This window comes from Streptomyces fungicidicus, assembly GCF_003665435.1.
Classification (GTDB): Bacteria; Actinomycetota; Actinomycetes; order Streptomycetales; family Streptomycetaceae; genus Streptomyces; species Streptomyces fungicidicus.
This window is the reverse complement of sequence record NZ_CP023407.1, coordinates 2,137,802-2,163,661: the sequence shown is the minus strand read 5'-3', so window position 1 is coordinate 2,163,661 and position 25,860 is coordinate 2,137,802. Positions and strand designations below refer to the sequence as shown.

The 25,860-nt window shown below is 73.4% G+C and carries 24 protein-coding genes; 10 read left to right on the top strand and 14 right to left on the bottom strand.

Annotated elements, in window-relative coordinates:
• Nucleotides 1-2: 2 nt before the first annotated feature.
• Nucleotides 3-1,187, bottom strand: coding sequence for a MarP family serine protease (locus tag CNQ36_RS09825; protein WP_121545696.1), 1,185 nt, complete (start codon nucleotides 1,185-1,187; stop codon nucleotides 3-5).
• A gap of 199 nt (nucleotides 1,188-1,386) precedes the next feature.
• On the opposite strand from CNQ36_RS09825, the gene CNQ36_RS09820 reads away from it, so the two are divergent.
• Nucleotides 1,387-2,289 (top strand): peptidoglycan recognition protein family protein, encoded by a 903-nt coding sequence (locus tag CNQ36_RS09820; RefSeq protein WP_410177117.1) that lies wholly within the window; start codon nucleotides 1,387-1,389, stop codon nucleotides 2,287-2,289.
• On the top strand, nucleotides 2,286-2,462 hold the full coding sequence (locus tag CNQ36_RS34635; protein WP_163013226.1) for a hypothetical protein: 177 nt from the start codon (nucleotides 2,286-2,288) through the stop codon (nucleotides 2,460-2,462). The genes CNQ36_RS09820 and CNQ36_RS34635 overlap by 4 nt, the downstream gene beginning before the upstream one ends.
• A gap of 19 nt (nucleotides 2,463-2,481) precedes the next feature.
• Here the strand turns inward: CNQ36_RS34635 and CNQ36_RS09815 are convergent, their stop codons facing one another.
• The 7 genes from CNQ36_RS09815 to CNQ36_RS09785 form a co-directional block, all read right to left on the bottom strand.
• Nucleotides 2,482-3,000: a DUF4240 domain-containing protein gene (locus CNQ36_RS09815; protein WP_040907394.1), complete on the bottom strand. Its 519-nt coding sequence runs from the start codon at nucleotides 2,998-3,000 to the stop codon at nucleotides 2,482-2,484.
• A 219-nt stretch (nucleotides 3,001-3,219) separates the two neighbouring features.
• Complete coding sequence (locus CNQ36_RS09810; RefSeq protein WP_121545694.1) at nucleotides 3,220-4,215, bottom strand: helix-turn-helix transcriptional regulator; 996 nt, start codon at nucleotides 4,213-4,215, stop codon at nucleotides 3,220-3,222.
• 57 nt (nucleotides 4,216-4,272) lie between these two features.
• Nucleotides 4,273-6,975, bottom strand: coding sequence for a pyruvate dehydrogenase (acetyl-transferring), homodimeric type (aceE, locus tag CNQ36_RS09805; protein ID WP_121545693.1), 2,703 nt, complete (start codon nucleotides 6,973-6,975; stop codon nucleotides 4,273-4,275).
• A gap of 369 nt (nucleotides 6,976-7,344) precedes the next feature.
• Nucleotides 7,345-7,968 carry a GntR family transcriptional regulator gene (locus tag CNQ36_RS09800; protein ID WP_004932052.1) on the bottom strand — a complete coding sequence of 208 codons (624 nt, stop codon included), beginning with the start codon at nucleotides 7,966-7,968 and terminating at the stop codon, nucleotides 7,345-7,347.
• A gap of 223 nt (nucleotides 7,969-8,191) precedes the next feature.
• Entirely contained in the window at nucleotides 8,192-9,988 is a 1,797-nt protein-coding gene (gene sucB, locus CNQ36_RS09795; protein ID WP_121545692.1) for a 2-oxoglutarate dehydrogenase, E2 component, dihydrolipoamide succinyltransferase, read from the bottom strand.
• 83 nt (nucleotides 9,989-10,071) lie between these two features.
• Entirely contained in the window at nucleotides 10,072-11,460 is a 1,389-nt protein-coding gene (gene lpdA, locus CNQ36_RS09790) for a dihydrolipoyl dehydrogenase (RefSeq protein WP_040907396.1), read from the bottom strand.
• 510 nt (nucleotides 11,461-11,970) lie between these two features.
• Nucleotides 11,971-13,512, bottom strand: a complete 1,542-nt coding sequence (locus CNQ36_RS09785; protein WP_121545691.1) for a leucyl aminopeptidase — start codon at nucleotides 13,510-13,512, stop codon at nucleotides 11,971-11,973.
• A 312-nt stretch (nucleotides 13,513-13,824) separates the two neighbouring features.
• On the opposite strand from CNQ36_RS09785, the gene CNQ36_RS09780 reads away from it, so the two are divergent.
• Complete coding sequence (locus CNQ36_RS09780) at nucleotides 13,825-14,634, top strand: endo alpha-1,4 polygalactosaminidase (protein WP_121545690.1); 810 nt, start codon at nucleotides 13,825-13,827, stop codon at nucleotides 14,632-14,634.
• On the opposite strand, the gene CNQ36_RS09775 is transcribed toward CNQ36_RS09780, so the two are convergent.
• Nucleotides 14,594-15,199, bottom strand: coding sequence for an RDD family protein (locus CNQ36_RS09775; RefSeq protein WP_121545689.1), 606 nt, complete (start codon nucleotides 15,197-15,199; stop codon nucleotides 14,594-14,596). The genes CNQ36_RS09780 and CNQ36_RS09775 overlap by 41 nt on opposite strands.
• 83 nt (nucleotides 15,200-15,282) lie before the next feature.
• A complete protein-coding gene (locus tag CNQ36_RS09770) occupies nucleotides 15,283-16,083 on the bottom strand; it encodes an adenosylcobinamide-GDP ribazoletransferase (protein WP_121545688.1) in 801 nt (266 codons plus the stop codon).
• Nucleotides 16,084-16,143: 60 nt separating this feature from the next.
• Here CNQ36_RS09770 and CNQ36_RS09765 point away from each other — a divergent pair, with 60 nt between their 5' ends.
• The gene (locus tag CNQ36_RS09765) at nucleotides 16,144-16,893 is read left to right on the top strand and encodes a hypothetical protein (RefSeq protein ID WP_004932063.1); all 750 of its coding nucleotides are present in this window, start codon (nucleotides 16,144-16,146) and stop codon (nucleotides 16,891-16,893) included.
• Between the two features lie 55 nt (nucleotides 16,894-16,948).
• On the opposite strand, the gene cobT is transcribed toward CNQ36_RS09765, so the two are convergent.
• A complete protein-coding gene (gene cobT / locus CNQ36_RS09760; protein ID WP_121545687.1) occupies nucleotides 16,949-18,007 on the bottom strand; it encodes a nicotinate-nucleotide--dimethylbenzimidazole phosphoribosyltransferase in 1,059 nt (352 codons plus the stop codon).
• A gap of 196 nt (nucleotides 18,008-18,203) precedes the next feature.
• Here cobT and CNQ36_RS09755 point away from each other — a divergent pair, with 196 nt between their 5' ends.
• Entirely contained in the window at nucleotides 18,204-19,253 is a 1,050-nt protein-coding gene (locus tag CNQ36_RS09755; RefSeq protein WP_040907398.1) for a class I SAM-dependent methyltransferase, read from the top strand.
• A 33-nt stretch (nucleotides 19,254-19,286) separates the two neighbouring features.
• Here the strand turns inward: CNQ36_RS09755 and CNQ36_RS09750 are convergent, their stop codons facing one another.
• On the bottom strand, nucleotides 19,287-20,486 hold the full coding sequence (locus tag CNQ36_RS09750) for a bifunctional adenosylcobinamide kinase/adenosylcobinamide-phosphate guanylyltransferase (protein WP_121545686.1): 1,200 nt from the start codon (nucleotides 20,484-20,486) through the stop codon (nucleotides 19,287-19,289).
• 84 nt (nucleotides 20,487-20,570) lie between these two features.
• Between CNQ36_RS09750 and CNQ36_RS09745 the strand changes: the two genes are divergently transcribed.
• Entirely contained in the window at nucleotides 20,571-20,783 is a 213-nt protein-coding gene (locus CNQ36_RS09745; RefSeq protein ID WP_121545685.1) for a hypothetical protein, read from the top strand.
• A 142-nt stretch (nucleotides 20,784-20,925) separates the two neighbouring features.
• On the opposite strand, the gene CNQ36_RS09740 is transcribed toward CNQ36_RS09745, so the two are convergent.
• Together CNQ36_RS09740 and CNQ36_RS09735 are read right to left on the bottom strand one after the other, a co-directional pair.
• Nucleotides 20,926-21,594, bottom strand: a complete 669-nt coding sequence (locus CNQ36_RS09740; RefSeq protein ID WP_040907400.1) for a class I SAM-dependent methyltransferase — start codon at nucleotides 21,592-21,594, stop codon at nucleotides 20,926-20,928.
• A gap of 62 nt (nucleotides 21,595-21,656) precedes the next feature.
• Nucleotides 21,657-22,301: a DUF3043 domain-containing protein gene (locus CNQ36_RS09735; protein ID WP_084828241.1), complete on the bottom strand. Its 645-nt coding sequence runs from the start codon at nucleotides 22,299-22,301 to the stop codon at nucleotides 21,657-21,659.
• Nucleotides 22,302-22,564: 263 nt separating this feature from the next.
• On the opposite strand from CNQ36_RS09735, the gene CNQ36_RS09730 reads away from it, so the two are divergent.
• The 4 genes from CNQ36_RS09730 to CNQ36_RS09715 all read left to right on the top strand — a co-directional run bounded on the left by CNQ36_RS09730 (nucleotide 22,565) and on the right by CNQ36_RS09715 (nucleotide 25,708).
• Complete coding sequence (locus CNQ36_RS09730; protein WP_260868742.1) at nucleotides 22,565-23,350, top strand: PspA/IM30 family protein; 786 nt, start codon at nucleotides 22,565-22,567, stop codon at nucleotides 23,348-23,350.
• Between the two features lie 37 nt (nucleotides 23,351-23,387).
• The gene (gene pspAA, locus CNQ36_RS09725) at nucleotides 23,388-23,672 is read left to right on the top strand and encodes a PspA-associated protein PspAA (RefSeq protein WP_004932078.1); all 285 of its coding nucleotides are present in this window, start codon (nucleotides 23,388-23,390) and stop codon (nucleotides 23,670-23,672) included.
• 96 nt (nucleotides 23,673-23,768) lie between these two features.
• Nucleotides 23,769-24,992, top strand: coding sequence for a sensor histidine kinase (locus tag CNQ36_RS09720; RefSeq protein ID WP_121545684.1), 1,224 nt, complete (start codon nucleotides 23,769-23,771; stop codon nucleotides 24,990-24,992).
• Nucleotides 24,993-25,024: 32 nt separating this feature from the next.
• Complete coding sequence (locus CNQ36_RS09715) at nucleotides 25,025-25,708, top strand: response regulator (RefSeq protein WP_004932083.1); 684 nt, start codon at nucleotides 25,025-25,027, stop codon at nucleotides 25,706-25,708.
• Nucleotides 25,709-25,860 lie beyond the last annotated feature (152 nt).

The following is a 25,860-nucleotide window of genomic DNA, read 5'->3' as shown; positions in this document are numbered from 1 at the left end:
CCCTACGAGGTCACCGGCTCGCCCGTGTCCACCGGCGCCGTCGCCCCCGCCGCGCGTTCGGCGTCCTCCGCCACCTCGTCCGCCGTCAGCACGTACCCGGTCTCGGCGTCCGAGGTGGAGCGCGCGAACACCACGCCGTACACCCGGCCGTCGGTGGTCAGCAGCGGGCCGCCGGAGTTGCCGGGGCGGACGGTGGAGCGGATCGAGTAGATCTCGCGGGTGACGATCGTGTCGTTGTAGATGTTCTGGCCCCGGGCCTGCACCCGGTTGGCCACCGTCGCCGCCTGCAGGTTCAGGTCGCCGTCCTGCGGATAGCCGGCCACGACCGCCGAGTCGCCGCGGTCCGCGTCGTCGTCGAAGTCCAGGACGGGCGCCCGGAGATCCGGCACGTACAGCACGGCCACGTCCTTCCGCGGGTCGAAGAGCACCACCCGCGCCTCGTACGTCCGCCCGACCCCGCCGACGCGCACCGTCGGCTCGTCGATGCCGGCCACCACATGGGCGTTGGTCATCACGTGCTCCGCCGCGTACACGAAGCCGCTGCCCTCGCGGCCCTGGGTGCCCGCGACGCCCTCCACCTTCACCGTGCTGCGCTGGGCGGCGCGGGTGGCGGCCGCAGTGACGCTGTCGCCGGTGGGCGCGGCGACCTCGGCGGTCGATTCGTTCTCGAACGGGTTGAAGACCTGCGGGAAACCCGCCTCGGTCAGCGCCGACGTGGCCCGGGAGAACCAGCTGGGAGTGGTGTCCGGCATCGCGTCCTGCACCGCGCCCAGCAGCCGCGAGTCGCGGATCGCCGACGTCACCAGCGGCGAGGAGGACGCGCCCAGCACGCTCGCCGCCACCCAGGCCACGATCAGCACGGCCACCGAGTTGGCCACCGCACCGCCGATCCCGTCCGCCACCCGCAGCGGGCCCCGGTCCAGCTCCCGCCGCAGCCGCAGCGCCAGCCGCCCCGCCAGCTCGTGGCCCGCCACGGCCGGCAGCAGCACCGTGAACACGGCCGCCACCGTCGCCCGGGTGGACCCCGGCGTCACCAGGTCCATCACCCACGGCAGGATCCACACGCCGACCACCGCGCCCCCCACGAAACCGGCCAGCGAGACACAGCCGGCCAGCAGCCCGCGCCGGTAACCGGAGGCCGCGTAGGCCAGGACGACCAGCAACAGCAGGATGTCGAGCAGGTCCACGCACGCCGCCTTTCTCTCGGGATCACCGGCCCATCAGTACGTGGGGGAGGGGCCCGGTGATCAGCCGCACGCGCGGACGGCCGCCGGGAAGCGACCATACGCGCGTGCACTCGGGAAAACGCCCCGGACCGGGACGATGGTTCCACCGGGTGGCACACCACATATCGCGGACCGGGCGCGAGGGCCCCACAGTGAGTTCATGCGTGCCCTCTGGAGACCGCGCGGAGCGTGGAGACGCCGCTCCCCCCGGATACCCGGGGGGCCGGGCGTCCCGCGCCTGCCACGGGCCGTCACGGTGCCGCTGGGCTGTGTGCCGGGCGTGGCCGCCGCCGTCGCCCTGGTGCTGTGCGCCTACGGCGTCGAGCACGCCGCGGAGAACGACACCGGCTCCGCCGCGCGGGCCACCCCCGCCCACCAGGCGCCCCGGCCGGCCGTCGTGCCCCGCTCCGCCTGGATCGGCGACGCCGCCCGCGACCAGCCGCCCCCGCGTTACGACGACGAGGTCGTCGCCGTCTTCGTCCACCACACCGACTCGCCCAACGGCTACGACTGCGCGGACGCGCCCGCCATCATCCGGTCCCTGTACGAGGGCCAGACCGACGGCCGCGACTGGGACGACCTCGGCTACAACTTCGTCGTCGACCGCTGCGGCACCGTCTACGAGGGCCGCGCGGGCGGCACCGACCAGCCCGTCACCGGCGCCCACACCCAGGGCTTCAACCACCGCACCACCGGGATCGCCGCCCTCGGCACCTTCACCGAGGGGACGGAGGTGCCGCCGAGGATGCTGCACGCGATCGCCGCCGTCGCCGCCTGGAAGCTCGGCACGTCGGGCACCGACCCGCTCGCCGACGTACGGCTGGTCTCCAGCAACGGCGGCAGCCGCTACGCGGCCGGCAGCGCCGCCACCTTCCCCGCGATCGCGGGCCACAGCGACGGCTACATGACCGACTGCCCAGGCGCCGCCCTCAAGGCCCGCCTCCCCCAGATCAGGGCCGAGGCGGCCCGCCTCCAGGGACGCGCCACCGGGGACACCGTGCCCGACGCCACCCAGACCGCAGTACGGAACGACGACACACGGAACGAAGAGCAGGAACCATGAACGACACACCCGAGCGAAGTACCGGCTGGGCGGACGCCCTGCGTCGTCCCTGGACGGCCCTGTGCGCCGCCGCGGCCGTGGTCCTGGGCCCGGCGGCCCACACCGCCGCCGCCCTCATGCAGGCCAACGCCGCGCCGCTGCGCCAGACGCCGAACCCCCACCGGCGTCTGTGAACGGGCCGGGCGCGCGGGCTCAGATCCGGAACCGCGACCAGAGCCGCGGATAGCGGTCCGCGAGCAGCGCCTCGTTCTCGAAGTCGATCGGCGTGCCCTCCGGCTCCGCCGGGGCCGGGGGCAGGTCGAGGTCGGGCGCCACCGTGCCGGTGAGCTGCTCGTACGCCTCGTCCGCCGCGTAGCCGAGGTCCTCGGCGTCGCCGTCGATCTCCTCGTCGAAGTCGTCCAGCAGCTCGGCCAGGGCGTCCGGGTCGTGCACGGCGCCCTCGAACACCTCCCGGCCCTGGCCGATCAGCCAGCAGCGGAAGAAGTCGAAGGCGTCGTCGCTCGCCCCGTCCAGCAGCACCCAGGCGGCGCCCCACAGATCCCAGTGGTAGGCGCGGTGGTAGCGGGACTCGAAGTGACGGGCGAAGTCCAGGACCGCCTCCGGGTCCAGCCGTACCAGCCGCTCCACCAGCAGATCGGCCTGCTCCTCCGGATCCCCCTCGGCATCCTCACGCGCGGCGTCGACCAGCTCCCAGAACTCCACCTCGTCCATCACGCCCTCCAGCATCAACCCTGCACCGCAAAGCCGCACCCGATAGAGACGCGGGGAACGATGCGCGACAGGGCCGCGGAACCGCGTCCGTCAGGGGCGCCGGGAATTGCGCCCGTCAGGGGCGCGGGGAACTGCGCGAAGGGGGTCCGGGGGCGAAGCCCCCGGGGACGGGACGGGAAGGGGCGGCGGGGGCGAAAAACCCAACGACCACACCCCGGTTCACACCCCGTACAACCCCGCCAGCCGAGCGGCCCCCACCGCGAACCGCTCCCGCAGGGACGCAGGCGCCAGCACCTCCACCTCCGCCCCCAGCGCCGAAAGCTGCTCGTGGGCGACCTCCTCCGACTCCACCGGCAGAGTCACCCTCACCCACTCACCCGCACCCGCACCCGCACCCGCACCTTCCAGCACCCCCGCCCGCGCCAGCGCCTCCCGCGCGGCCCGCGGATCCACGACATGCGGAAGCCGCCGCACCCCCTCCTCCGACAACCGCACCACGACCTCCGCCCGCAGCAGCGACCGCGCGAACTCCTCCGCCCGCTCCCCCCAGAACGCCGGCAGATCGAAGTCCGCCGAGCGCTCGAAGCGCTCCCCGCCCGCCCCCACCGCCGCGAACCGGTCGATCCGGTACACCCGGAAGGCCCCCTGCCCGGAAACCCGCGCGCACAGGTACCAGACCCCCGCCTTGAGCACCAGCCCGTACGGCTCCAGCTCCCGCTCCACGAGGTCCTCGCCGCGCCGGTAGCGGGCGGTGATCCGCCGGTCGTCCCACACCGCCTCCGCGACGGCCGGCAGCAGCTCCGGCGTCGTCGGCTCGCGGAACCAGTTCGGGGCGTCCAGGTGGAAGCGTTGGGCCGCCGTGCGCGACGCGTCGCGCAGGGACGGCAGCAGCGCCGCCGACACCTTCAGCCGGGCCGCCGACGCGGCGTCCTCCAGCCCCATCTCGCGCAGCGCCCCCGGCACCCCGGACAGGAAAAGCGCCTCCGCCTCGCCGCGCGCCAGCCCCGTGAGCCGGGTCCGGTAGCCGCCGATCAGCCGGTAGCCGCCGATCCGTCCCCGGTCCGCGTACACCGGCACCCCGGCCTCCGACAGCGCTTGAGCGTCCCGGGTGACCGTACGCTCCGACACCTCCAGCTCACTCGCCAGCTCGGCGGCGGTCATGGAGGGCCGGGACTGCAGCAGCAGCACCATCTTGATCAACCGGGCGGCACGCATGCGCCCATCATGCAAGAAGCCCCCGCCGTGGCGGGGGCCTCCTGTCGTGATCAAGCCTTACAGGCCGTACTTCTCGCGGGCTTCCTTCACGGCCGCCGCCTGCACCTCGCCGCGCCGGGCGAGCTGGGCCAGGGCCGCGACGACGATGGACTCGGCGTCCACGCCGAAGTGGCGGCGGGCGGCGTCACGGGTGTCCGACAGACCGAAGCCGTCGGCGCCCAGCGACGAGTAGTCCTGCTCGACCCACTGCGCGATCTGGTCCGGGACCTGGCGCATGTAGTCCGAGACCGCCAGCACCGGGCCCTCGGCGCCCTGCAGCGCCTGCTGGACGAACGGCACCCGCTCCTCGCCCCGCAGCAGCGCCTCGTCGGCCTCCATGGCGTCGCGGCGCAGCTCGGTCCACGAGGTGGCGGACCACACGTCGGCGGCCACGCCCCACTCCTCGGCGAGCAGCCGCTGCGCCTTCAGGGCCCAGTGGATCGCCGTGCCGGAGCCCAGCAGCTGGATCCGCGGCGCGTTCGCGGCCGGGGAGACGCCCGCGGACTCCGCCGTGTTGAAGCGGTACAGGCCCTTGACGATGCCCTCGTCGATGCCGGCCGCCGACGGCTTGGCGGGCTGCGGCAGCGGCTCGTTGTAGACCGTCAGGTAGTAGAAGACGTTCTGGTCCTCGTCCGGCCCGGCCTCGCCGAACATCCGGCGCAGACCCTCCTTGACGATGACGCCGATCTCGTACGCGAACGCCGGGTCGTACGTCAGTGCCGCCGGGTTGGTCGCCGCGATGACCGGGGAGTGGCCGTCGGCGTGCTGCAGGCCCTCGCCCGTCAGCGTGGTGCGGCCGGCGGTGGCGCCGACCAGGAAGCCGCGGCCGAGCTGGTCGCCGAGCTGCCACATCTGGTCGCCGGTGCGCTGCCAGCCGAACATCGAGTAGTAGATGTAGAACGGGATCATCGTCTCGCCGTGCGTCGAGTACGACGTGGAGGCGGCGACGAACTCGGCCATGGCACCGGCTTCGGTGATGCCCTCGTTGAAGATCTGGCCGTTCTTGGCTTCCTTGTAGTACATCAGCTGGTCGCGGTCGACCGGCTCGTACGTCTGGCCCATCGGCGAGTAGATGCCGAGGGACGGGAAGAGGCTCTCCATGCCGAAGGTGCGCGCCTCGTCGGGGACGATCGGCACCCAGCGCTTGCCGGTCTCCTTGTCGCGGACGAGGTCCTTGACCAGGCGGACGAAGGCCATGGTGGTGGCGACGTTCTGCGAGCCGGAGCCCTTGTCGAAGGCGGCGAACGCCTTGTCGGCGGGCTGCGGCAGCGGCGCGACCGGGTGCACGCGGCGGGCCGGGGCCGGACCGCCGAGGGCGGCGCGGCGCTCCTGGAGGTAGCGGACCTCGGGGGAGTCGGCGCCCGGGTGCACGTAGGGCACCACGCCGTCGACGAACTGCGCGTCGGAGACCGGCAGTTCCAGCCGGTCGCGCATCGCCTTGAACTCGTCCACCGTCAGCTTCTTCATCTGGTGGTTGGCGTTCTTGGAGGCGAAGCCCTCACCGAGGGTGTGGCCCTTGACGGTCTGCGCGAGGATCACGGTCGGCGCGCCCTTGTGGGCGAGCGCGGCCTTGTAGGCGGCGTACACCTTGCGGGACTCGTGGCCGCCGCGGGAGAGGTGGAAGCACTCGAGGATCTTGTCGTCGCTGAGCAGCTTCGCCATCTCGGCGAGCGCCGGGTCCTTGCCGAAGAAGTCCTGGCGGATGTAGGCGGCGTCGCGCGTCTGGTACGTCTGCACCTGCGCGTCGGGCACCTCGCGGAGCCGGCGTACCAGGGCGCCGGTGGTGTCGAGCCGGAACAGCTCGTCCCAGGCCGTGCCCCACAGGGTCTTGATGACGTTCCAGCCGGCGCCGCGGAACTGGGCCTCCAGCTCCTGCACGATCTTGAAGTTGGCGCGGACCGGTCCGTCGAGGCGCTGCAGGTTGCAGTTGATGACGAAGGTGAGGTTGTCCAGCTGCTCGCGGGAGGCGAGGGTGAGCGCGGTCGTCGACTCGGGCTCGTCCATCTCGCCGTCGCCGAGGAACGCCCAGACGTGCGAGTCGGAGACGTCCTTGATGCCGCGGCTGGTCAGATAGCGGTTGAACCGCGCCTGGTAGATCGCGGAGATCGGGCCGAGGCCCATCGACACGGTGGGGAACTCCCACAGCCAGGGCAGACGCCGCGGGTGCGGGTACGACGGCAGTCCGTTGCCCCCGGCCTCGCGGCGGAAGTTGTCGAGCTGCGCCTCGTCGATCCGGCCGTCGAGGAAGGCGCGGGCGTAGATGCCGGGGGAGGCGTGGCCCTGGATGTAGAGCTGGTCGCCCGAGCCGTCGCCTTCCTTGCCGCGGAAGAAGTGGTTGAAGCCGGTCTCGTAGAGCCAGGCCGCGGAGGCGAAGGTGGCGATGTGGCCGCCGACGCCGTACTTGCTGCCGCGGGTCACCATCGCCGCCGCGTTCCAGCGGTTCCACGCGGTGATCCGCTGCTCCATCGCCTCGTCGCCGTCCACGGCGGGCTCGGCGGCGGTGGGGATGGTGTTGACGTAGTCGGTCTCGAGCAGCTTGGGCAGCGCGAGGCCGGCGCCCTCGGCACGCTCCAGCGTGCGGCGCATCAGGTACGCGGCACGGTGCGGCCCGGCCGCCTCGGTGACGGCGTCCAGGGAGGCCTGCCACTCGGCGGTCTCCTCGGGGTCGCGGTCCGGGAGCTGATCGAGCTCGCTCGGCTGGATGGCGTTGGGGTCGGTCATGTCGCCGCCTTCCTCAGTCGAAGGGGGGTGCCCTTTGTGTCTTTGGCAGGACAGGGCGGAGGGCTCGGGTGCAAGCCCGCAGGCGACTGTAACCCCCTGATCGATGATCGATCAAAGGCTGAACGGCAAAATCTCTCGATCTCAAGAAAGTAGGCACCGCGTGCCACCGGCGAAGGCACCCGGTGACTGCTGTATGAGGCTGTTTGCGCAGGTGAGAGGCACTGGACGCAAAAGAGCTCACGCCCCTCCCAGGGGCGCGGGGCTGTGTCGTCATGCGGCTCCGCCGCGTGGGCGCGAGGGGGTCCGGGGGCGAAGCCCCCGGGGACGGGACGGGAAGGGGCGGCGGGGGCGAAGAAACCCCCGCGGCGACTACGCCCGCGGCGCACACCCCAGCACATGCGCCTTGACCAGCTCGGCGATCAGCGGATCCCGCCGCCGGAACGCGGCGACCAGCTCCTCGTGCTCCTCCGCGTACGACTGCTGCACGGTGCCCAGCCACCGTATCGACAGCGCCGTGAACACCTCGATCCCCAGCCCCTCCCAGGTGTGCAGCAGCACCGAGTTCCCCGCGGCCCGCACCAGCTCCCGGTGGAACGCCACGGTGTGCCGCACCTGCCCCGTCCCGTCGGACAGCCGGTCCGCCTCGTACAGCGCGGCCACGTGCGGCTCCAGCGCCGAGCAGTCCTCCGCCAGCCGCCCGGCGGCCAGCTCCGCCGCGATCGCCTCCAGCCCCGCCCGGACCGGGTAGCTCTCCTCCAGGTCGGCCGCCGTCAGGTTCCGGACCCGCACGCCCTTGTTGGGCGCCGACTCGATCAGCCGCAGCGACTCCAGCTCACGCAGCGCCTCCCGCACGGGGGTCTGGCTGACCTCGAGTTCCGTCGCGATCCGCCGCTCCACGATCCGCTCGCCCGGCTGCCAGCGTCCGCTGATGATCCCTTCCAGGATGTGCTCGCGGATCTGTTCGCGCAGCGAGTGGACGACGGGCGCGGTCATGAGGGGCTCCTTAGCGGGGCCCGCGGGCCCCCGGGGGGCTTTGACGCTTAGACAATACGGCTGTACACCCACCCCGGAAGGGCGCACGGGGTCGCTTTCGCCCAGGTGAGACGAGACTTACACGTCCCATACGCCGGTGCCCCCGCCCGGAAGCAGTGGAAAGCTTCCGGACGGGGGCACCGGTACGACCGTGTCGGCGGCCGCGGATCACGCGATCACGCGGTCACAGGCCGAGCTCGACCTCGAACTCGCCGGCCTCGAGGATCGCCTTGACCGCCGTCAGGTAACGGGCCGCGTCGGCGCCGTCCACCAGGCGGTGGTCGTAGGAGAGCGTCAGGTAGGTCATGTCGCGGACGCCGATGACCGTACCCTCCTCGGTCTCGATGACGGCCGGACGCTTGACCGTGGCGCCGATGCCGAGGATCGCGACCTGGCCCGGGGGCACGATGATCGTGTCGAACAGCGCGCCGCGCGAACCGGTGTTGCTGATGGTGAAGGTCGCGCCGGACAGCTCGTCCGGGGTGATCTTGTTGCCGCGGACCTTGCCCGCCAGCTCCGCCGTGGCCTTGGCGATGCCGGCGATGTTGAGGTCGCCGGCGTTCTTGATGACCGGGGTCATCAGGCCCTTCTCGGAGTCCACCGCGATACCGATGTTCTCGGAGTCGAAGTAGGTGATGGTCCCCTCGGCCTCGTTGATCTTGGCGTTGATCGGCGCGTGGGCCTTCAGCGCCTGGGCCGCGGCCTTGACGAAGAACGGCATCGGGGAGAGCTTGACGCCCTCACGGGCCGCGAACGCGTCCTTGGCGCGGGCGCGCAGCTTCATCAGGCGGGTGACGTCGACCTCGACGACCGAGGACAGCTGGGCCTGCTCGTGCAGCGCCTTGACCATGTTGTCGCCGATGACCTTGCGGATCCGCGGCATCTTCACGGTCTGGCCGCGCAGCGGGGAGGCCTCCAGGGCGGGGGCCTTCTTCGCGGCGGGCGCTGCGGCGGCGGGCGCCGGAGCCGGAGCCGCGGCCTTCGCGGCCTCGGCGGCGGCGGTGACGTCCTGCTTGCGGATACGGCCGCCGACGCCGGTGCCCTTGACGGTGGACAGGTCGACGCCGTTCTCGGCGGCGAGCTTGCGCACCAGCGGGGTCACGTAGGCGCCGTCGTCCGTGGCCTGCGCGGCGGCGGGGGCGGCCGGAGCGGCAGCGGGAGCCGGGGCGGCGGCCGGGGCCGGGGCGGCGGGCGCCTGCGGGGCCGGAGCCGGAGCGGCCGGAGCGGGCGCCGGAGCGGCCTGCTGCGGAGCCGGAGCCGGGGCCGCAGCCGGGGCGGCCGGGGCCGGGGTGGGCTCGGGCTGCGCCGGGGCCTCGGGGGCGGCCGGGGCGGGGGCGGCCGCCGGAGCGGCACCCGCCTCGCCGATGACGGCGAGCTTGGCGCCGACCTCGGCCGTCTCGTCCTCGCCGACCACGATCTCCAGCAGGGTGCCGGAGGCGGGCGCGGGGATCTCGGTGTCGACCTTGTCCGTCGACACCTCCAGCAGCGGCTCGTCGGCCTCGACGCTGTCACCGACCGACTTCAGCCAGCGGGTGACGGTGCCCTCGGTGACGGACTCGCCCAGCGCGGGCAGGACCACGTCCGTGCCCTGCGCGGAGCCGCCGCCGCCGGCGGCGGCCTCGGCGGTGGGCGCCGGGGCTGGGGCGGGCTGCTCGGCGGACGGCTGGGCCTGCGGCTCCGGGGCGGGAGCCGGCGGGGCGGCCTGCTCGGCGGCGGGTGCCTGCTCGGCCGCGGGGGTGCCGCTGCCGTCGTCGATCAGCGCCAGCTCGGCGCCGACCTCGACCGTCTCGTCCTCGGCGACCTTGATGGAGGACAGCACGCCGGAGGCGGGCGCGGGGATCTCGGTGTCGACCTTGTCGGTGGAGACCTCGAGCAGCGGCTCGTCGGCCTCGACGCGCTCACCCTCGGCCTTCAGCCAGCGGGTGACAGTGCCCTCGGTGACGCTCTCGCCGAGCGCCGGAAGGGTTACGGAAACCGCCATGGTTTCGGTTGCTCCTTACGGAAAGTGCGGAAGTCTGTGTCGTCGCGAGTCGTACGGGACTCGTCGAAGTGCCCGACCGAGGGTCAGTCGTGCGCGTGCAGGGGCTTGCCGGCCAGGGCCAGGTGGGCCTCGCCGAGCGCCTCGCTCTGGGTCGGGTGGGCGTGGATCAGCTGGGCCACCTCGGCGGGCAGCGCCTCCCAGTTGTAGATCAGCTGGGCCTCGCCGACCTGCTCGCCCATGCGGTCGCCGACCATGTGGACGCCGACCACCGCACCGTCCTTGACCTGGACGAGCTTGATCTCGCCCGCGGTCTGGAGGATCTTGCTCCGGCCGTTGCCCGCAAGGTTGTACTTCAGGGCGACGACCTTGTCCGCACCGTAGATCTCCTTGGCCTTGGCCTCGGTGATGCCGACGGAGGCGACCTCGGGGTGGCAGTACGTCACCCGCGGCACGCCGTCGTAGTCGATCGGGACGGTCTTCAGACCGGCCAGCCGCTCCGCCACGAGGATGCCCTCGGCGAAGCCGACGTGCGCCAGCTGGAGGGTCGGGACCAGGTCACCGACGGCGGAGATCGTCGGAACGTTGGTGCGCATGTACTCGTCGACGAGCACGTAGCCGCGGTCCATGGCGACCCCGGCCTCCTCGTAGCCCAGGCCCTGGGAGACCGGGCCGCGGCCGATGGCGACGAGCAGGATCTCGGCCTCGAACTCCTTGCCGTCGGCGAGGGTGACCTTGACGCCGTCCTGGGTGTACTCGGCCTTCTCGAAGAAGGTGCCCAGGTTGAACTTGATGCCGCGCTTGCGGAAGGCGCGCTCCAGCAGCTTGGAGGAGTTCTCGTCCTCGACCGGGACGAGGTGCTTCAGACCCTCGACGACGGTCACCTCGGTGCCGAAGGACTTCCACGCGGAGGCGAACTCGACGCCGATGACGCCGCCGCCCAGGATGACCGCGGACTTCGGCACGCGGTCCAGGACGAGGGCGTGGTCGGAGGAGATGATCCGGTCGCCGTCGATGTTCAGGCCGGGCAGCGACTTCGGCACGGAGCCCGTCGCCAGCAGGATGTGCCGGCCCTGGATCCGCTGGCCGTTCACGTCGACGGAGGTGGGGGAGGACAGCCGGCCCTCACCCTCGATGTAGGTCACCTTGCGGGAGGCCACGAGGCCCTGGAGGCCCTTGTACAGGCCGGAGATGACCCCGTCCTTGTACTTGTGGACACCCGCGATGTCGATGCCCTCGAAGGTCGCCTTGACGCCGACCGCCGCGCTCTCGCGGGCCTGGTCGGCGACCTCGCCCGCGTGCAGCAGGGCTTTGGTGGGGATGCATCCCCGGTGCAGGCAGGTACCGCCGACCTTGTCCTTCTCGATCAGGGCGACGTCCAGGCCCAGCTGCGCCCCGCGCAGGGCCGCGGCGTAACCGCCACTGCCACCGCCGAGGATCACTAGGTCGAAAACGGTGCTGGCGTCGTTCGCCACGTCACGTCCTCCATGCATGTGCGCCACGCCGGTCTCCAGTGACCGGTCGGCGGCTGGTGTCCGGCCGCTCTATGTTCTCGGCCCTTGGTGGGGCCCTGTCCTGCCGTGCCCCATCTTCGCACTTGTAGGACCCGAACGAGACGCCGGGCCGTGGTGTGAGACACCCCACGTCCCCACCCGCACCTATAAGCAAGCGCGGCGTCAGCCAACCCAAAGGGGCGCGGGGAACTGCGCGACCAGCCACAACCAACCCGCGGCCGCACACGCCCCGAAGCCCGCCGCACCTACAAGCAGGCGCGGCGCCATCCGACCCAAAGGGGCGCGGGGAACTGCGCGACCAGCCACAACCAACCCGCGGCCGCACACGCCCCGAAGCCCGCCGCACCTACAAGCAGGCGCGGCGTCAGCCAACCCAAAGGGGCGCGGGGAACTGCGCGACCAGCCACAACCAACCCGCGGCCGCACACCTCCCCGCGCCCCCAAACCTCAGGCGCCCTCAGCCAAGGCGCCTCAGCCGATCTCCCCCGCGGCCGCCAGCTCGGCGATCCGGACCAGCGTCCGCACCGCGGACCCCGTCCCGCCCTTGGGCGTGTACCCGAACGGCCCGCCCTCGTTGAACGCCGGCCCGGCGATGTCGAGGTGCGCCCAGGTGATCCCCTCGCCCACGAACTCGCGCAGGAACAGCCCGGCGACCAGCCCGCCGCCCATCCGCTCGCCCATGTTGGCGATGTCGGCGGTCGCCGAGTCCATGCCCTTGCGCAGGTGCTCCGGCAGCGGCATCTGCCACGCCGGCTCGCCGACCTCCTCGGCCGCCTCGTGCACCGCGGAGCGGAACGCGTCGTCGTTCGCCATGATCCCGAACGTGCGGTTGCCCAGCGCGAGCACCATCGCCCCGGTCAGCGTGGCGACGTCCACGATCGCGTCCGGCTTCTCCGCGGAGGCCGCCCACAGCGCGTCCGCGAGGACCAGCCGGCCCTCGGCGTCGGTGTTGAGCACCTCCACGGTCTTGCCGCTGTACATGCGCAGCACGTCACCCGGGCGGGTCGCGGAGCCGGACGGCATGTTCTCGGCCAGCGCCAGCCAGCCGGTGACGTTGACCTCCAGGCCGAGACGCGCGGCGGCGACCACCGCGGCGAACACGGCGGCGGCGCCGCTCATGTCGCACTTCATCGTCTCGTTGTGCCCGGCCGGCTTCAGCGAGATGCCGCCCGAGTCGTAGGTGATGCCCTTGCCGACCAGCGCGAGGTGCTTCTTCGCCTTCGACGAGGTGTAGGACAGCTTCACCAGGCGCGGTCCCGCCGCCGACCCGGCGCCGACGCCGAGGATGCCGCCGTAGCCGCCCTTGGTGAGGGCCTTCTCGTCGAGCACCTGCACCTTGATGCCGTGCTCCTTGGCCGCCGCCTGGGCGACGGCCGCGAACGCCTCGGGGTCGAGGTCGTTCGGCGGGGTGTTGATCAGGTCGCGGGCGCGGTTGAGCTCCTCGGCGACGGCGGTGGCCCGCTCCACGGCGGCCTTGAACGCCTTGTCGCGGGGCTTGCCGCCGAGCAGCACGCCCTCGGCGAGCGGCGCCTTGCCGTTCCTGCCGTTCCCGGAGTTCTTGCCGTTGTCCTTGTAGGCGTCGAAGGAGTACGCGCCGAGCAGCACGCCCTCGGCGACCGCGCCGGCGCCGGCGGCGTCCGTCACGGGGAGGGCGAAGACGGCCTTCTTGGAGCCGGCGAGGGTGCGGGCGGCGACACCGGCGGCGCGGCGCAGTGCCTCGCCGTCGTAGCCGGAGTCCTTGCCGGGCCGGGCGCCGAGGCCCACCGCCACCACGAGCGGCGCCTTGAAGCCGGACGGCGCGGGGAGCTTCGTCACCTCGCCCTCGGCGCCGGACGCGCCGAGGGTCTCCAGGACCCCGGCGAGCCCGCCGTCGTACGCCTGGTCCACGGCCTCGGCGCCCGGCGCGACGACCGGACCCCCGGCCTTTGACGCAGTGCCCTTGGCGACACCGATCACGATCGCGTCGGCCCGCAGGCCGGGGACCGCGGCGGTGCTGAGAGTGAGAGCAGTCACGGTGGTGAAATCTCGCTTCCGATGTGAAGTTGCTGTGGCCGAAGGGTGTGGGTCGACCGGGCCCGGAGCCGACCCTAATTGCGACATGAGGGTGCGGTCCCGTCGGGGCCTTCTCCGGTGCGGCGAACACTCGGCACGAGACTACGCGCGTGTGAGCGTTCGCTCATTCCCGCGGGTGTTCATCTCCCGGTGACGTCCCCGTCTTCTTCCCGACCCCGCTCCCGGGCCCCGCGGCGGCGACGATCATCCTTGAGGTTCCTGTGTTCCGCAGGCGGTGCCGACCGCACCGCCCCCCGTTCTGGAGACCGCCCGGTGAGAAGACCGTCCCTGCCCGTCCTGCTGACCGCCCTGTTCGCCGTCCTGCTGACGGCCTGCACGGCCGCCCCCGACTCCGGCGCGGACGACGCGAGAACGCCGTCCGGCGACCGCTGGCGGCCCCGGCCGGGCACGGACTGGCAGTGGCAGCTCAGCGGCCGGCTGGACACCTCGGTCGACGTTCCCGTGTACGACATCGACGGCTTCGACCACTCGAAGGAGACGGTCGCGAAGCTGCACCGGGACGGCCGGAAGGTCATCTGCTATCTGTCCACCGGCGCCTGGGAGGACTTCCGCCCGGACGCGGACGACTTCCCGAAGTCGGTGATCGGCCGCGGCAACGGCTGGGAGGGCGAGCGCTGGCTCGACATCCGCCGCACCGACGTACTGGAACCGCTGATGGCCGAGCGCCTCGACATGTGCCGGGACAAGGGCTTCGACGCGGTCGAGCCGGACAACATGGACGGCTACCGCAACCGCACCGGGTTCCCGCTCACCGCCGACGACCAGCTGCGCTACAACCGGCTGGTCGCCCGGCTCGCCCACGAGCGCGGCATGTCCGTCGGACTGAAGAACGACCTCGACCAGATCCCGGAACTGGTCGACGACTTCGACTTCGCGGTCAACGAACAGTGCGCCCAGTACGGCGAGTGCGCGGAGCTGACGCCGTTCGTCGAGGCGGACAAGGCCGTCTTCCACGTCGAGTACGAGCTGTCCACCGACCGCTTCTGCGCCGACTCCCGGCGGCTGGAGCTGAGTTCGCTGCTCAAGAAGTACGAGCTGGACGCGTGGCGTCGGGCGTGCTGAGGCCCAGACCGGTCACCGCGGTACCCGAGAGCCGGTCGGCGAGGGACCGGCGGCGGGGCCCCAGCACGGGCAGCGCGTTGACCAGGAACAGGGTCACCGCCGCCGCCCACACCAGCACGGACAGCGCGAACTCCCCCTCCACCAGCAGGACGCAGGCCACGGCGTAGACGGCGACGTCCGCGGCCGTGGTGACCGCCGCCCGGCGCGCCGCCGCGCCGGGCCCGCGCGGGGTGATCCGCAGGCCGGTCAGTCCCTTGCCGATGGTCCGCCCGAGCAGGGTCAGGCACGCCCACTGGTAGAGGAAGGTGACGACGACCAGCAGCACGAAGGCCTGCTCGACGTAGAGCACCGACTTGTTCCAGAGCGACGTGCCGAAGTCCCCGGAGGCCCCGAGCACGTCACCGCGCGAGGTCAGCAGGTCGAAGCCGCCGCGGGTGGCGAGTTCGGGCACGTCCGTGACGAGTGCGGATATCCGGTTGAAGGTGAGCACCGCGAGCGCCGAGGCGAGCGCCAGCACCAGTGCGAAATCGATGAACCAGGCCGTGGCCCGACGGAAAGCCTGCATCAACGTCCCCCGTTGTGTCGTCCGTTCGGCGCCTCAGGCTAGCGGTGGGGGCGGTGCGGCCGCAGGGCCGCCCGGTGATCGTTTCAGCTCAGTGACATGACGACGAGCGCGGTCGTCGCCGCCGTCTCCGCGAGCCCGCCGAACACGTCGCCGGTGACCCCGCCGAAGCGGCGGACACAGTGCCGCAGCAGCAGTTCGGCGACGGCCAGGGCCAGCGCCACCGCGACGACGGCACGCACGGCGTCGTACGCCCCCAGGGGCGCGGCCCCGGCCGCCGCGAGCCCGGCGACCACGAGCGCGGCGACCGTCGCGCCCGCCGCCGGCACCACTCCCGCGACCGCCGCGCCCAGCCCCTCAGGGCGGGCGGGCGGCACACCGGCGCGGGCGGCCAGGGTGAGCGCCAGCCGCGCCACGACCGCCGCCACGACGGCGGCGAGCGCGCCCCTGGCCCAGGAGCCGCCGTACGCCTGTGCCAGCGCGGCGGTCTGGGCGAGCAGCACCAGGACGAGCGTGAGCACCCCGAAGGGCCCGATGTCCGACTGCTTCATGATCCGCAGCGCGTCCCCGGCGGGCTTGGCGCTGCCGAGCCCGTCCGCGGTGTCGGCGAGCCCGTCGAGATGCAGCCCCCGGGTCAGCGCGGCCGGCACGGCGACCGTGGCGACGGCGGCGAGGAGCGCGCCCGCGCCGAGGAGCAGCAGCAGGAGGCCCACGGCGGCGGCCAGGGCGCCGACCGCCAGCCCGGCCACCGGGGCGCACAGCATCCCCGCGCGCGCGGCCGGACGGTCCCAGCGGGCGACCCGGACCGGGAGCGCGGTGAGCGTGCCGAAGGCGAAGCGGAGGCCGTCGGAGGGGGAGGCGGCGGAGCCGGGGGAGGGTGCGGGCACCGGCGCAGATTACCCGGCGGTCACCGGGGCGCCCGCGGCCACCGTGGATAAAGTGCGCATATGGGACATTGGCTGGACCGGAACATCATCGAGCCGGGCAAACTGCCGCTGCTCCTCGCGCTCGCCGCCTTCGTCCTCACCTTCCTGGTCACCCGGGCCATCACCCGTCTGATCCGGGCCGGCAAGGGACCCTTCGGCAACGTCACGTCGGGCGAACTGCACATCCACCACGTGGTGCCCGGCGTCGTCCTCACGGTCGTCGGCGGCTTCGGCGCGGTGGCGAGCGGCGAGGAAGGGGCGTGGCCGGCCATCGCCGCGGTGGTGTTCGGCGTGGGCGCGGGGCTGGTGCTGGACGAGTTCGCGCTCGTCCTGCACCTCGACGACGTGTACTGGACCGAGGCCGGCCGCAAGAGCGTCGAGGCGGTCGTCCTCACCGCGGCGCTGGTCGGCCTGCTGCTCGCCGGGTTCGCGCCGTTCGGCGTCAACGACCTCTCGCAGGACGAGCTGCAGAACCGAGCGGGCGCCGCGGCGAGCATCGGCGCGAACTTCCTGTTCGCGCTGATCGCCCTCAGCAAGGGCAAGGCGCGCACCGCCGTCTTCGGCGTCGTCATCCCCGTGATCGCCCTGATCGGCTCGGTGCGGCTGGCGCGGCCGGACTCGCCGTGGGCCAGGCGCTTCTACCGGCGGCGGCCGCGGGCCCGGGCGCGGTCCTTCCTGCGCGCCTACCGGCACGACCGCCGCTGGTCCGGTCCCCGGCGTACGGTCGAGAACTGGCTCGGCGGCAGACCGGATCCGACCCCGCGCCCCTGAGGGGAAGCGGGGCGCCACGCGTACGGGGGTCGGGGGCCGCGGCCCCCGGGGTAGGTCACTCCGGCTTCGCGGGAGTCTCCGGGAGCTCCGCCGCCAGGGCCGCCGCGGCCTGGATCAGGGGCAGCGCCAGCAGACCGCCCGCCGCCTCCCCGACCGTGACACCGTGCGACAGCACGGGATCCAGCGCCATCCGGTCCAGCGCCTTCGCCTGGCCCGGCTCCCCGCTCGAGTGCGCCGCCACCCACCAGTCCGGCGCCCGGAACGCCACCCGCTGCGCCACCAGCGCGCACGCCGCCGTCACGACCCCGTCCAGCACCACCGGCAGCTTCCGCACCGCCGCCTGCAGCAGGAAGCCCGTCATCGCGGTGAGGTCGGCCCCGCCGACCGTCGCCAGCAGCCGCAGCTGATCGCCCAGCACCGGCCGCGCCCGCCGCAGCGCGTCACGGATCGCCGCGCACTTGCGCATCCAGGCCAGGTCGTCGATCGCCTGCCCCCCGCGCCCGGTCACCACCGACGCGTCCGTGCCGCACAGCGCCGCCACCAGCACGCCCGCCGCGGTCGTCCCGCCCACGCTCACATCACCGAGCACCACCAGGTCCGTACCGGAGTCGGCCTCCTCGTCGGCCACGGCCATCCCCGCGCGGAAGGCCGCCTCGGCCTCCTCCGCGCTCAGCGCGTCCTCGATGTCGATGCGCCCGCTGCCCCGCCGCACCCGGTGCCGTACGACGTCCTCGGGGAGCGACTCCGGGTCGCAGTCCAGGGACATGTCGACCACCCGCACCGGCACCCCCTGCCGGCGGGCGAGCACGGAGACCGGACGGCCGCCCTCCAGCACCTCCCGCACCAGCGCGGCGGCGCTGCCCGCCTCCCGGGCGGAGACGCCCAGCCCGGCGATCCCGTGATCGCCGGCGAACAGCACGACCCGCGGCCGTTCGATCGGCCGCACCGGCACCGCGGACTGCGCCGCCGCCAGCCACTCACCCAGGTCGTCCAGGCGGCCCAGCGATCCGGGCGGCACGATCTGGCGCTCCCGGCGCGCCTCCGCGTCACGGCGCACCCCGCCGTCCGGACGCTCGATCAGATCGGTGAAGTCGTCGAGATTAAGCGAGCTCATTCGCCGAACAGTACCGGCCCCGGTCGAACGCGACGTCCCGCCGTCCGGCACCACGCCACCCCGGTGCCGGTCCACCCCACAGCGCCCTCCGCTCCGTAACGTTTCGCCGTGTATCGCCGGACATCGGTCCGTCCGTCCGACCCGTCCCGTACGTCGCCCTCCCGCGCGCCGTACGCCCTCACGCCGGGAGCCGCCCGTGTCCGCAACCGACCCAGCCCCCGCGATCCCCGCCCCCCACGGCTCCGCCCGCGTCCACGAGCCGCGCCGCCCCGACTGCCCCTGGTGCGGTTCCGTGCGGCTGCGCAACCGGCTGAGAACCGGCGACCTGCGCCGGCACCGGCCGGGCCTGTTCACCGTCGACGAGTGCCGGGACTGCGGCCACACCTTCCAGAACCCGCGCCTCACCGCCGAGGGCCTCGCCTTCTACCGGCGGGCCGTGCGCGGCGCCCCCCGCGACCCCGCCACCGAACGCGTCCTGGCCCTGCACGCCGCCCGGCACCGCCGCCGGGGCGCCGCCCGCGCGATGCTCGCCTTCGGCGAACCGGAGAGCTGGCTCGACGTCGGCACCGGACTCGCCCGGTTCCCGCTGACCGCCCGGGAGTTCTTCCCGTACACCTCGTTCGACGGCACCGACCTCACCGCGCGCGTCGAACGCGCCCGCGCGCTCGGCCGGGTCGAGGAGGCCCACATCGGGCCGCTGACCGACCCCCGGGTCATGGCAGGACTGGCCGGCCGCTACGACGTGGTCAGCCTCCTGTACCACCTGGAGCACACCACCGACCCGCGCGCGGAACTCCACGCGGCCCTCGACGCGCTGCGCCCCGGCGGCCATCTGCTCGTCGAGACCCTGGATCCGCGCTGCGCGTTCGCCGCCCTGTTCGGCCGCTGGTGGCTGCCCTACGACCAGCCCCGCCGGCTGCACCTGCTGCCCCCGCGCAACCTCCGCGCGGAGCTCGAGGGACGCGGCTGCGCGCTCGTCACCGCCGGGCGCCGCGCCGCGCACGTACCGCACGACCTGGCCGGCCTGACCGCCCTCGCCCTCTCCCACGCCCTGCCGGCCCCGGACACCCCGTGGCGCGCCATCCCGCCCGCCCCGTTCCAGCGGCACCTGCGCACGGTGCTGCTGCGCGCGGGCACCCCGCTGGTGGTCGCGGCCGCGGTGACGGACCTCGCCCTCGCGCCCCTGCTGCGGCACACCCCGTTCGCCAACGCGTACCGGATCATCGCGCGGAAGCCGAAGGGCTGACCGCCCCGGGCGGCGCGTCGCCCCCGCGGGTTCTCACCCCCGGAGGACGACCGCCTGCCCGGCCACCACCAGCAGCACCTGCTCGCACTCCCGCGCGAACGCCGCGTTCAGCCGCCCGAGCTCGTCCCGGTAGCGGCGGCCGGACGCGGTGGCGGGCACGATGCCCGAGCCGACCTCGTTGGACACCGCGACCAGCGACCGCCGGGTCTCGCGCACCGCGTCCGTCAGCTCCCGCACCCGGTCCCGCAGCGCCCGCTCCCCGCCGTCGGCCCACTCCGCGTCGTCCCACGCCCCCACGGCGTCCATCGCGTCCGTCAGCCACAGCGACAGACAGTCGATCAGCAGCGGCGGCCCGTCGTCCTTCAGCAGCGGCACCAGGTCGCAGGTCTCCACGGTCCGCCACGAACCCGGCCGCCGTTCCTGATGGAGCGACACCCGCGCCGCCCACTCGGTGTCCCCGTTGCGCGACCCTCCGGTCGCCACGTACAGCACCTCAGGGAACGACTCGAGCCGCCGCTCCGCCTCCACCGACTTGCCCGAACGCGCCCCGCCCAGCACCAGGGCCCGCCGCGGCACGTCGGGCACGTCCTCGTAGGCGCCCACCTCCAGCGTGGCCCCGTCCGGCACGGCCCGCGCGCCGGCCGCCGCGAGCCGGCGCCGCAACTCCCCGCCCTGCGGCACGTCGTGGTCGAGGTGGACGGCGACGACGTCCGTGGTCGGGCCGACCGCTCCCACCTCCCGCAGCCGCGCCAGCGCGTCCGGCCGCCCCACGACGTCCAGCAGCACCATGGCGTACTGCTCGGCGGGCTCCTCCAGTCCGGCCGGCGCGCCGCCCGGCGGCAGATACAGCAGCCGGTGCCCGTCCGGACCGGTCACCGCGTACCCGGTGCCCGGCGCGTCCAGTGCCACCGCCCGCACCCGATGCCCCGTCAGCAGCGCCAACTCCCGCCCGTCGGGCACCCGTCCCGGCTGCGGCAGCCCGGCCGGCACCTCGACCGCGGGGCCGTCGTGCGGATGCGACAGCAGCACCTGGCGTACGCCGCCCAGCGAACGGCCCGCGCGGGCGGCGGCGAACGCCGCGCCCGGCGTGAGGTCGAGCAGCAGCGCCCCGTCCACGAGCAGCGAGGTGGCCGCCCGCGCGTCCGCGCCCAGCGCGGACGCGCACGCGGCGCAGGGACAGTCGGGGCGGGGGAGGCCCGCCGGGGCACCGGTGCCGAGCAGAGTGAGTTCCACGCCCCGATTTTCACCCGTCCCCACGCCGGCTGCCCGTCCGACTAGGCTTTGGGTCCGGTGTGATCACACTCTTGGGAGGCGTACATGGCGGCATGGACGTGGCGGTTCGAGAAGGCCGACGGGACTCAGGTCGAGCCCGCGGTGCCGCCGGAGGAGTTCCCCACACAGGGGGACGCCGAGTCCTGGATCGGGGAGCACTGGAAGGCTCTCACGGAGGGCGGCGCCGACCAGGTGCGGCTGCTGGAGGACACCACGGAGATCTACGGCCCGATGAGCCTCCACGCCGAAGAGGCGTAACTCAGGGTGTCGCGCGGTTCCCCGCGCCCCTCCAGGGGCGCGGGGAACCGCGCGACCAGCCCCCACCCACCCGCACATCGGGGTCCAAGGGGCAGCGCCCCTCGGGGACGGGACGGGAAGGGGCGGCGGGGGCGAGGAAAACTCAGCCCCGGTACCCGCACAGGTGCAGCAACGCCGCCACCCCCCGGTAGGGGTCCGTGCGGCCGGCCCGTTCCTCCACCAGCAGCAGCGTCTCCGGATCGTCCGGCACCGCCGCCTCCGCCGCCGCGGTGTCCGTGAACACCCGCACGCCGTACCAGGTGTGCAGCGGCGCCCCGATCCCCGCCAGAGTCGCCGTCAGCTTCCGCAGCCGGTACGGCCCCGTCTCGAAGCCGGCCAGCGCCCCCGCCCAGTCGCCGCTCAGCCCTGCCCGCATCGCCCGCGCGTCCCCGTTGGGCACCAGCAGCGACAGCAGCCCGCCGGGCGCCAGCATCCGGGCCAGCCCCGCCAGCAGCGCGTCCGGCTCCTCGACGTTCATGAGCACGCCATGACAGAGCACCACGTCGAAGCTGCCGGGCAGGAAGTGCACACCGGTGTCCCGGCCGTCGCCCTCGACGACCCGCATCCGCTCCCGGATGCCCTCCGGTTCCCCGGCGAGGGCCTCCCGCGCGGACGCGAGCATCGCGGCGTCCTGTTCGACGCCGGTCACCTGGTGACCGGCCCGGGCCAGCCGGAGCGCCTGCGCGCCCCGGCCCATGCCCACATCGAGCACCCGCAGCCGTCGCCCGACCGCGAAGCGCCCCGCTATCTGTTCCTCCAGCTGGCGGGCCACCAGCTCCTGCCGGACGACGTCACGCAGCCCGGAGAGTCCACTGAGCCCGCTGAGCGTGGCGCTCAGGGCCGCTCCCCGCGCTTGACCTGGGGCTTGGGCAGCCGCAGCCGGCGCATCTGGAGCGTGCGCATCAGCGCGTACGCCACCGCGCCGCGCCGGCTGTCGCCCGGGAAGCGCTCGGCCAGCCGCTTCTTCAGCCGGAAACCGGTGACGATCGAGTCGAGCACGATCATCACGATCACCACGAGCCACAGCAGCAGCGCGGCGTTCTGCAGCTGCGGCACCTGGATCATGCTGAGCACCAGGATGATCACTGCCATCGGCAGGAAGTACTCCGCGATGTTGAACCGGGAGTCCACGTAGTCGCGCGCGAACCTGCGCACCGGCCCCTTGTCACGGGCGGGCAGGTAGCGCTCGTCGCCGCTGGCCAGCGCCTGGCGCTGGCGCTCCAGCGCGGCACGGCGATCCTCGCGCTGCCGCTTGGCGGCGTCCTTGCGCGACATCGACGTGTTGGCGACGCTGCGGCGCTGCGTCTGGGCCACGCTGCGCTTGGGTGTGGGGCGGCCCTTCGGGGCCTCCGGGTGACGGGTCTGCTTGGAGTCGGTCACCGTCGCCTTGTCGGCGGCGGATGCCTTCTCTTCCTTGGCACGGCTACGGAACACAAAACCCAAGGGTACGGGGTGCCCGGGGTTGGACCCCAGCCCCATGGGGAACGATCCGGCAACACCGCACGTCTCCAAAAGGACAGAGGGGGACGTTGCGCGGCTCTCCGGGTGGTCCGCCCGGCCGGACCCCGGGGACCACCTACTCCCTACGCCGGATCGGGAGGACGGTCAGTCGTCCTTGGGGATGAGCGCATCCGTCCCCGAACAGTGCGGTAATGGATGCAGGGCCCGTACTGTGGGTTCTGTCGCAGGTGCTGGAGCTGGAGTCGGTCAGAAGGGGGCGCGCGAAGCCCATGAGCGGTGTCATGAAGCGTATGGGGATGATCTTCCGCGCGAAGGCGAACAAGGCCCTTGACCGGGCCGAGGACCCGCGCGAGACCCTCGATTACTCGTACCAGAAGCAGCTGGAGCTGCTCCAGAAGGTCCGCCGCGGCGTCGCCGACGTGGCCACCTCGCGCAAGCGGCTGGAGCTCCAGCTCAACCAGCTCCAGTCCCAGTCGGGCAAGCTGGAGGACCAGGGCCGCAAGGCGCTCGCGCTCGGCCGCGAGGACCTGGCCCGCGAGGCGCTCTCCCGCCGCGCCGCGCTCCAGCAGCAGGTGACGGACCTGGAGACGCAGCACTCCACCCTCCAGGGCGAGGAGGAGAAGCTCACTCTCGCGGCCCAGCGCCTCCAGGCCAAGGTGGACGCCTTCCGCACGAAGAAGGAGACCATCAAGGCCACCTACACCGCCGCCCAGGCGCAGACCCGGATCGGGGAGGCCTTCTCCGGCATCTCCGAGGAGATGGGCGACGTCGGGCTGGCGATCCAGCGGGCCGAGGACAAGACCGCCCAGCTCCAGGCGCGGGCCGGCGCGATCGACGAACTGCTCGCCTCGGGCGCCCTGGACGACCAGTCCGGGATGCACAAGGACGACATCCAGGCCGAGCTGGACCGGCTCTCCGGTGGTACGGATGTAGAGCTGGAGCTGCAGCGCATGAAGGCCGAGCTGGCCGGAGGCACCTCCGGCGGACAGCAGGCCATCGAGGGCGGCAGCACCGAGGAGCAGTCCCGGCAGCAGCCGCAGGACACCCCCCGCTTCGACAAGCAGTAGCGCCGACGACGGCAGGGGCCACGCCGAGGAGGGCGACATGATCGTACGGATCATGGGGGAGGGACAGGTGACGCTGGCCGAGAGCCGGCTCGCCGACCTCAACGAGCTGGACGAGGAACTGCTCGCCGAGATGGAGAACGGCGACGGTCCGGGCTTCCGCGCGACCCTCCAGGCCCTGCTGGCCAAGGTCCGCGAACTCGGCGAGCCCCTGCCCGACGACTCCCTGGAACCCTCCGACCTGATCCTGCCGTCCCCCGACGCCACGCTCAAGGAGGTCCAGGACCTCCTGAGCGACGAGGGCCTCATCCCGGGCACCGCGTAGCCGCGGCCCGTCCGGCGTCCGGGGACGGGCCCCGTTCAGGCCGGAAGGTGCCCGGGGCGCAGCCCCCGGGAGGGGACCCGGCTACCGTAAACGGCCGTGAGCACCCTGACCCGCGCCCGGCGCAAGCTGAGGGCGCACCCCGTCGCCGCGGACGCGGCCCTCGCGGCAGGCGTCCTCGCGTGCATGGTCGCCGGCTCCTTCGCCGAACCGCACGGCCCCGAGGGCATCGACTGGGGAGTACGGACGCCCGACGTCCTGAGCCTGGTCCTGATGACCCTGGCCGCCGCGGCGCTGGTGTTCCGCCGCCGCGCCCCCCGCACCGTGCTCGCCGTCGCCTCGGGCGCCTCCGTCGTGGAGTCCGTCACCGGCGACCCCCGCGCCCCCGTCGCCATGTGCGCCGTGATCGCGCTCTACACCGTCGCCGCCACCACCGACCGCCCCACCACCTGGCGGATCGGCCTGCTCACCACGACCGTCCTCACCGGCGCCTCGATGGCGGCCGGCCCCCTGCCCTGGTACGCCCAGGAGAACCTGGCGATCTTCGCCTGGACCGGTATCGGCGCCACCGCCGGGGACGCCGTCCGCAGCCGCCGCGCCTTCGTCCAGGCCATCCGGGAACGCGCCGAGCGGGCCGAACGCACCCGCGAGGAGGAGGCCCGCCGCCGGGTCGCCGAGGAACGCCTGCGCATCGCCCGCGATCTGCACGACGTGGTCGCCCACCACATCGCCCTGGTCAACGTGCAGGCCGGAGTCGCCGCCCATGTCATGGACAAACGGCCCGACCAGGCCAAGGAAGCCCTCGCCCACGTCCGCGAGGCCAGCCGCTCCGCCCTGGGCGAGCTGCGGGCCACCGTCGGCCTGCTGCGCCAGTCCGGCGACCCGGAGGCCCCCACCGAACCGGCGCCCGGCCTGGACCGCCTCGACGAACTCGCCGGCACCTTCCGCAGCGCCGGCCTGCCCGTCGAGGTCGCCCGCGGCGACGAGGGCGCCGGCCTCCCGGCCGCCGTCGACCTGGCCGCCTACCGGATCGTCCAGGAGGCCCTGACCAACGTGCGCAAGCACGCCGGCGCCGACGCCCGGGCCGAGGTCAGCGTCGTACGCGTGGGGCCCCGGATCGAGATCACCGTCCTCGACGACGGCGCCGGCCAGGACCAGGACCACGCCCCCGGCGGCGGACACGGACTGCTCGGCATGCGCGAACGCGTCACGGCGCTGGGCGGCACCCTCACCACCGGTCCCCGCTACGGCGGCGGTTTCCGCGTCCATGCGATCCTGCCCGTCATCACCCGCACGTCCGGCGCTCGGGACGACCGCCCCTGACCGACGCCCACCGCGACGCCCCTGGAGCCCGTATGACGATCCGCGTCCTGCTCGCCGACGACCAGGCACTGCTGCGCAGCGCCTTCCGCGTGCTCGTCGACTCCGAGCCGGACATGGAGGTGGTGGGGGAGGCGTCGGACGGGGCCGAGGCGGTCCGGCTGGCCCGGGAGGAGCGCGCCGACGTGGTCCTGATGGACATCCGGATGCCCGGCACCGACGGGCTCGCCGCCACCCGCATGATCAGCGCGGACCCGGAGCTCGCCGGTGTCCGGGTGGTGATACTGACGACGTTCGAGGTCGACGACTACGTGGTGCAGTCGCTGCGGGCCGGGGCCTCCGGCTTCCTCGGCAAGGGCTCCGAGCCCGGCGAGATGCTGAACGCCATCCGCATCGCGGCCGGGGGAGAGGCCCTGCTGTCCCCGGTGGCCACCAAGGGCCTGATCGCCCGCTTCCTCGCGCAGGAGGGCACCTCGGAGGCCGACCGGGACCCGGCCCGCGCCGAGCGGCTGGACTCGCTCACCGTCCGGGAGCGGGAGGTGCTGGTGCAGGTCGCCGGCGGCCACTCCAACGACGAGATCGCCGAGCGCCTCGAGGTCAGTCCGCTGACCGTGAAGACCCACGTCAACCGGGCCATGGCCAAGCTGGGCGCCCGCGACCGCGCCCAGCTGGTGGTCACCGCCTACGAGTCGGGGCTGGTCCGTCCGAGGGTGGACTGACCGCCGCGGGGCGTACTGCGGCGGGAGTAGGCGCCGTACGAGGATTCGGACCTCTGGCCTACGGATCGGCCCTTCGCCATGGCCCAGGGTGTAGAGCGGGTGCCGACGTGCGCGCCCGCCTGCCGGACTCCTGCCGCTCCACGGAAAAGAGA

Excerpts from the sequence above, each read along its gene's own strand:
- sucB (WP_121545692.1), bottom strand. The coding sequence starts at position 9,988 with ATGGCGGTTTCCGTAACCCTTCCGGCGCTCGGCGAGAGCGTCACCGAG.
- CNQ36_RS09800 (WP_004932052.1), bottom strand. The coding sequence starts at position 7,968 with ATGACCGCGCCCGTCGTCCACTCGCTGCGCGAACAGATCCGCGAGCAC.
- CNQ36_RS09765 (WP_004932063.1), top strand. The coding sequence starts at position 16,144 with ATGGGACATTGGCTGGACCGGAACATCATCGAGCCGGGCAAACTGCCG.
- cobT (WP_121545687.1), bottom strand. The coding sequence starts at position 18,007 with ATGAGCTCGCTTAATCTCGACGACTTCACCGATCTGATCGAGCGTCCG.
- CNQ36_RS09715 (WP_004932083.1), top strand. The coding sequence starts at position 25,025 with ATGACGATCCGCGTCCTGCTCGCCGACGACCAGGCACTGCTGCGCAGC.
- CNQ36_RS09810 (WP_121545694.1), bottom strand. The coding sequence starts at position 4,215 with ATGCGTGCCGCCCGGTTGATCAAGATGGTGCTGCTGCTGCAGTCCCGG.
- CNQ36_RS09815 (WP_040907394.1), bottom strand. The coding sequence starts at position 3,000 with ATGGACGAGGTGGAGTTCTGGGAGCTGGTCGACGCCGCGCGTGAGGAT.
- CNQ36_RS34635 (WP_163013226.1), top strand. The coding sequence starts at position 2,286 with ATGAACGACACACCCGAGCGAAGTACCGGCTGGGCGGACGCCCTGCGT.
- CNQ36_RS09730 (WP_260868742.1), top strand. The coding sequence starts at position 22,565 with ATGAAGCGTATGGGGATGATCTTCCGCGCGAAGGCGAACAAGGCCCTT.
- aceE (WP_121545693.1), bottom strand. The coding sequence starts at position 6,975 with ATGACCGACCCCAACGCCATCCAGCCGAGCGAGCTCGATCAGCTCCCG.
- CNQ36_RS09775 (WP_121545689.1), bottom strand. The coding sequence starts at position 15,199 with ATGCAGGCTTTCCGTCGGGCCACGGCCTGGTTCATCGATTTCGCACTG.
- CNQ36_RS09820 (WP_410177117.1), top strand. The coding sequence starts at position 1,387 with ATGCGTGCCCTCTGGAGACCGCGCGGAGCGTGGAGACGCCGCTCCCCC.
- CNQ36_RS09735 (WP_084828241.1), bottom strand. The coding sequence starts at position 22,301 with ATGGGGCTGGGGTCCAACCCCGGGCACCCCGTACCCTTGGGTTTTGTG.
- pspAA (WP_004932078.1), top strand. The coding sequence starts at position 23,388 with ATGATCGTACGGATCATGGGGGAGGGACAGGTGACGCTGGCCGAGAGC.
- CNQ36_RS09745 (WP_121545685.1), top strand. The coding sequence starts at position 20,571 with ATGGCGGCATGGACGTGGCGGTTCGAGAAGGCCGACGGGACTCAGGTC.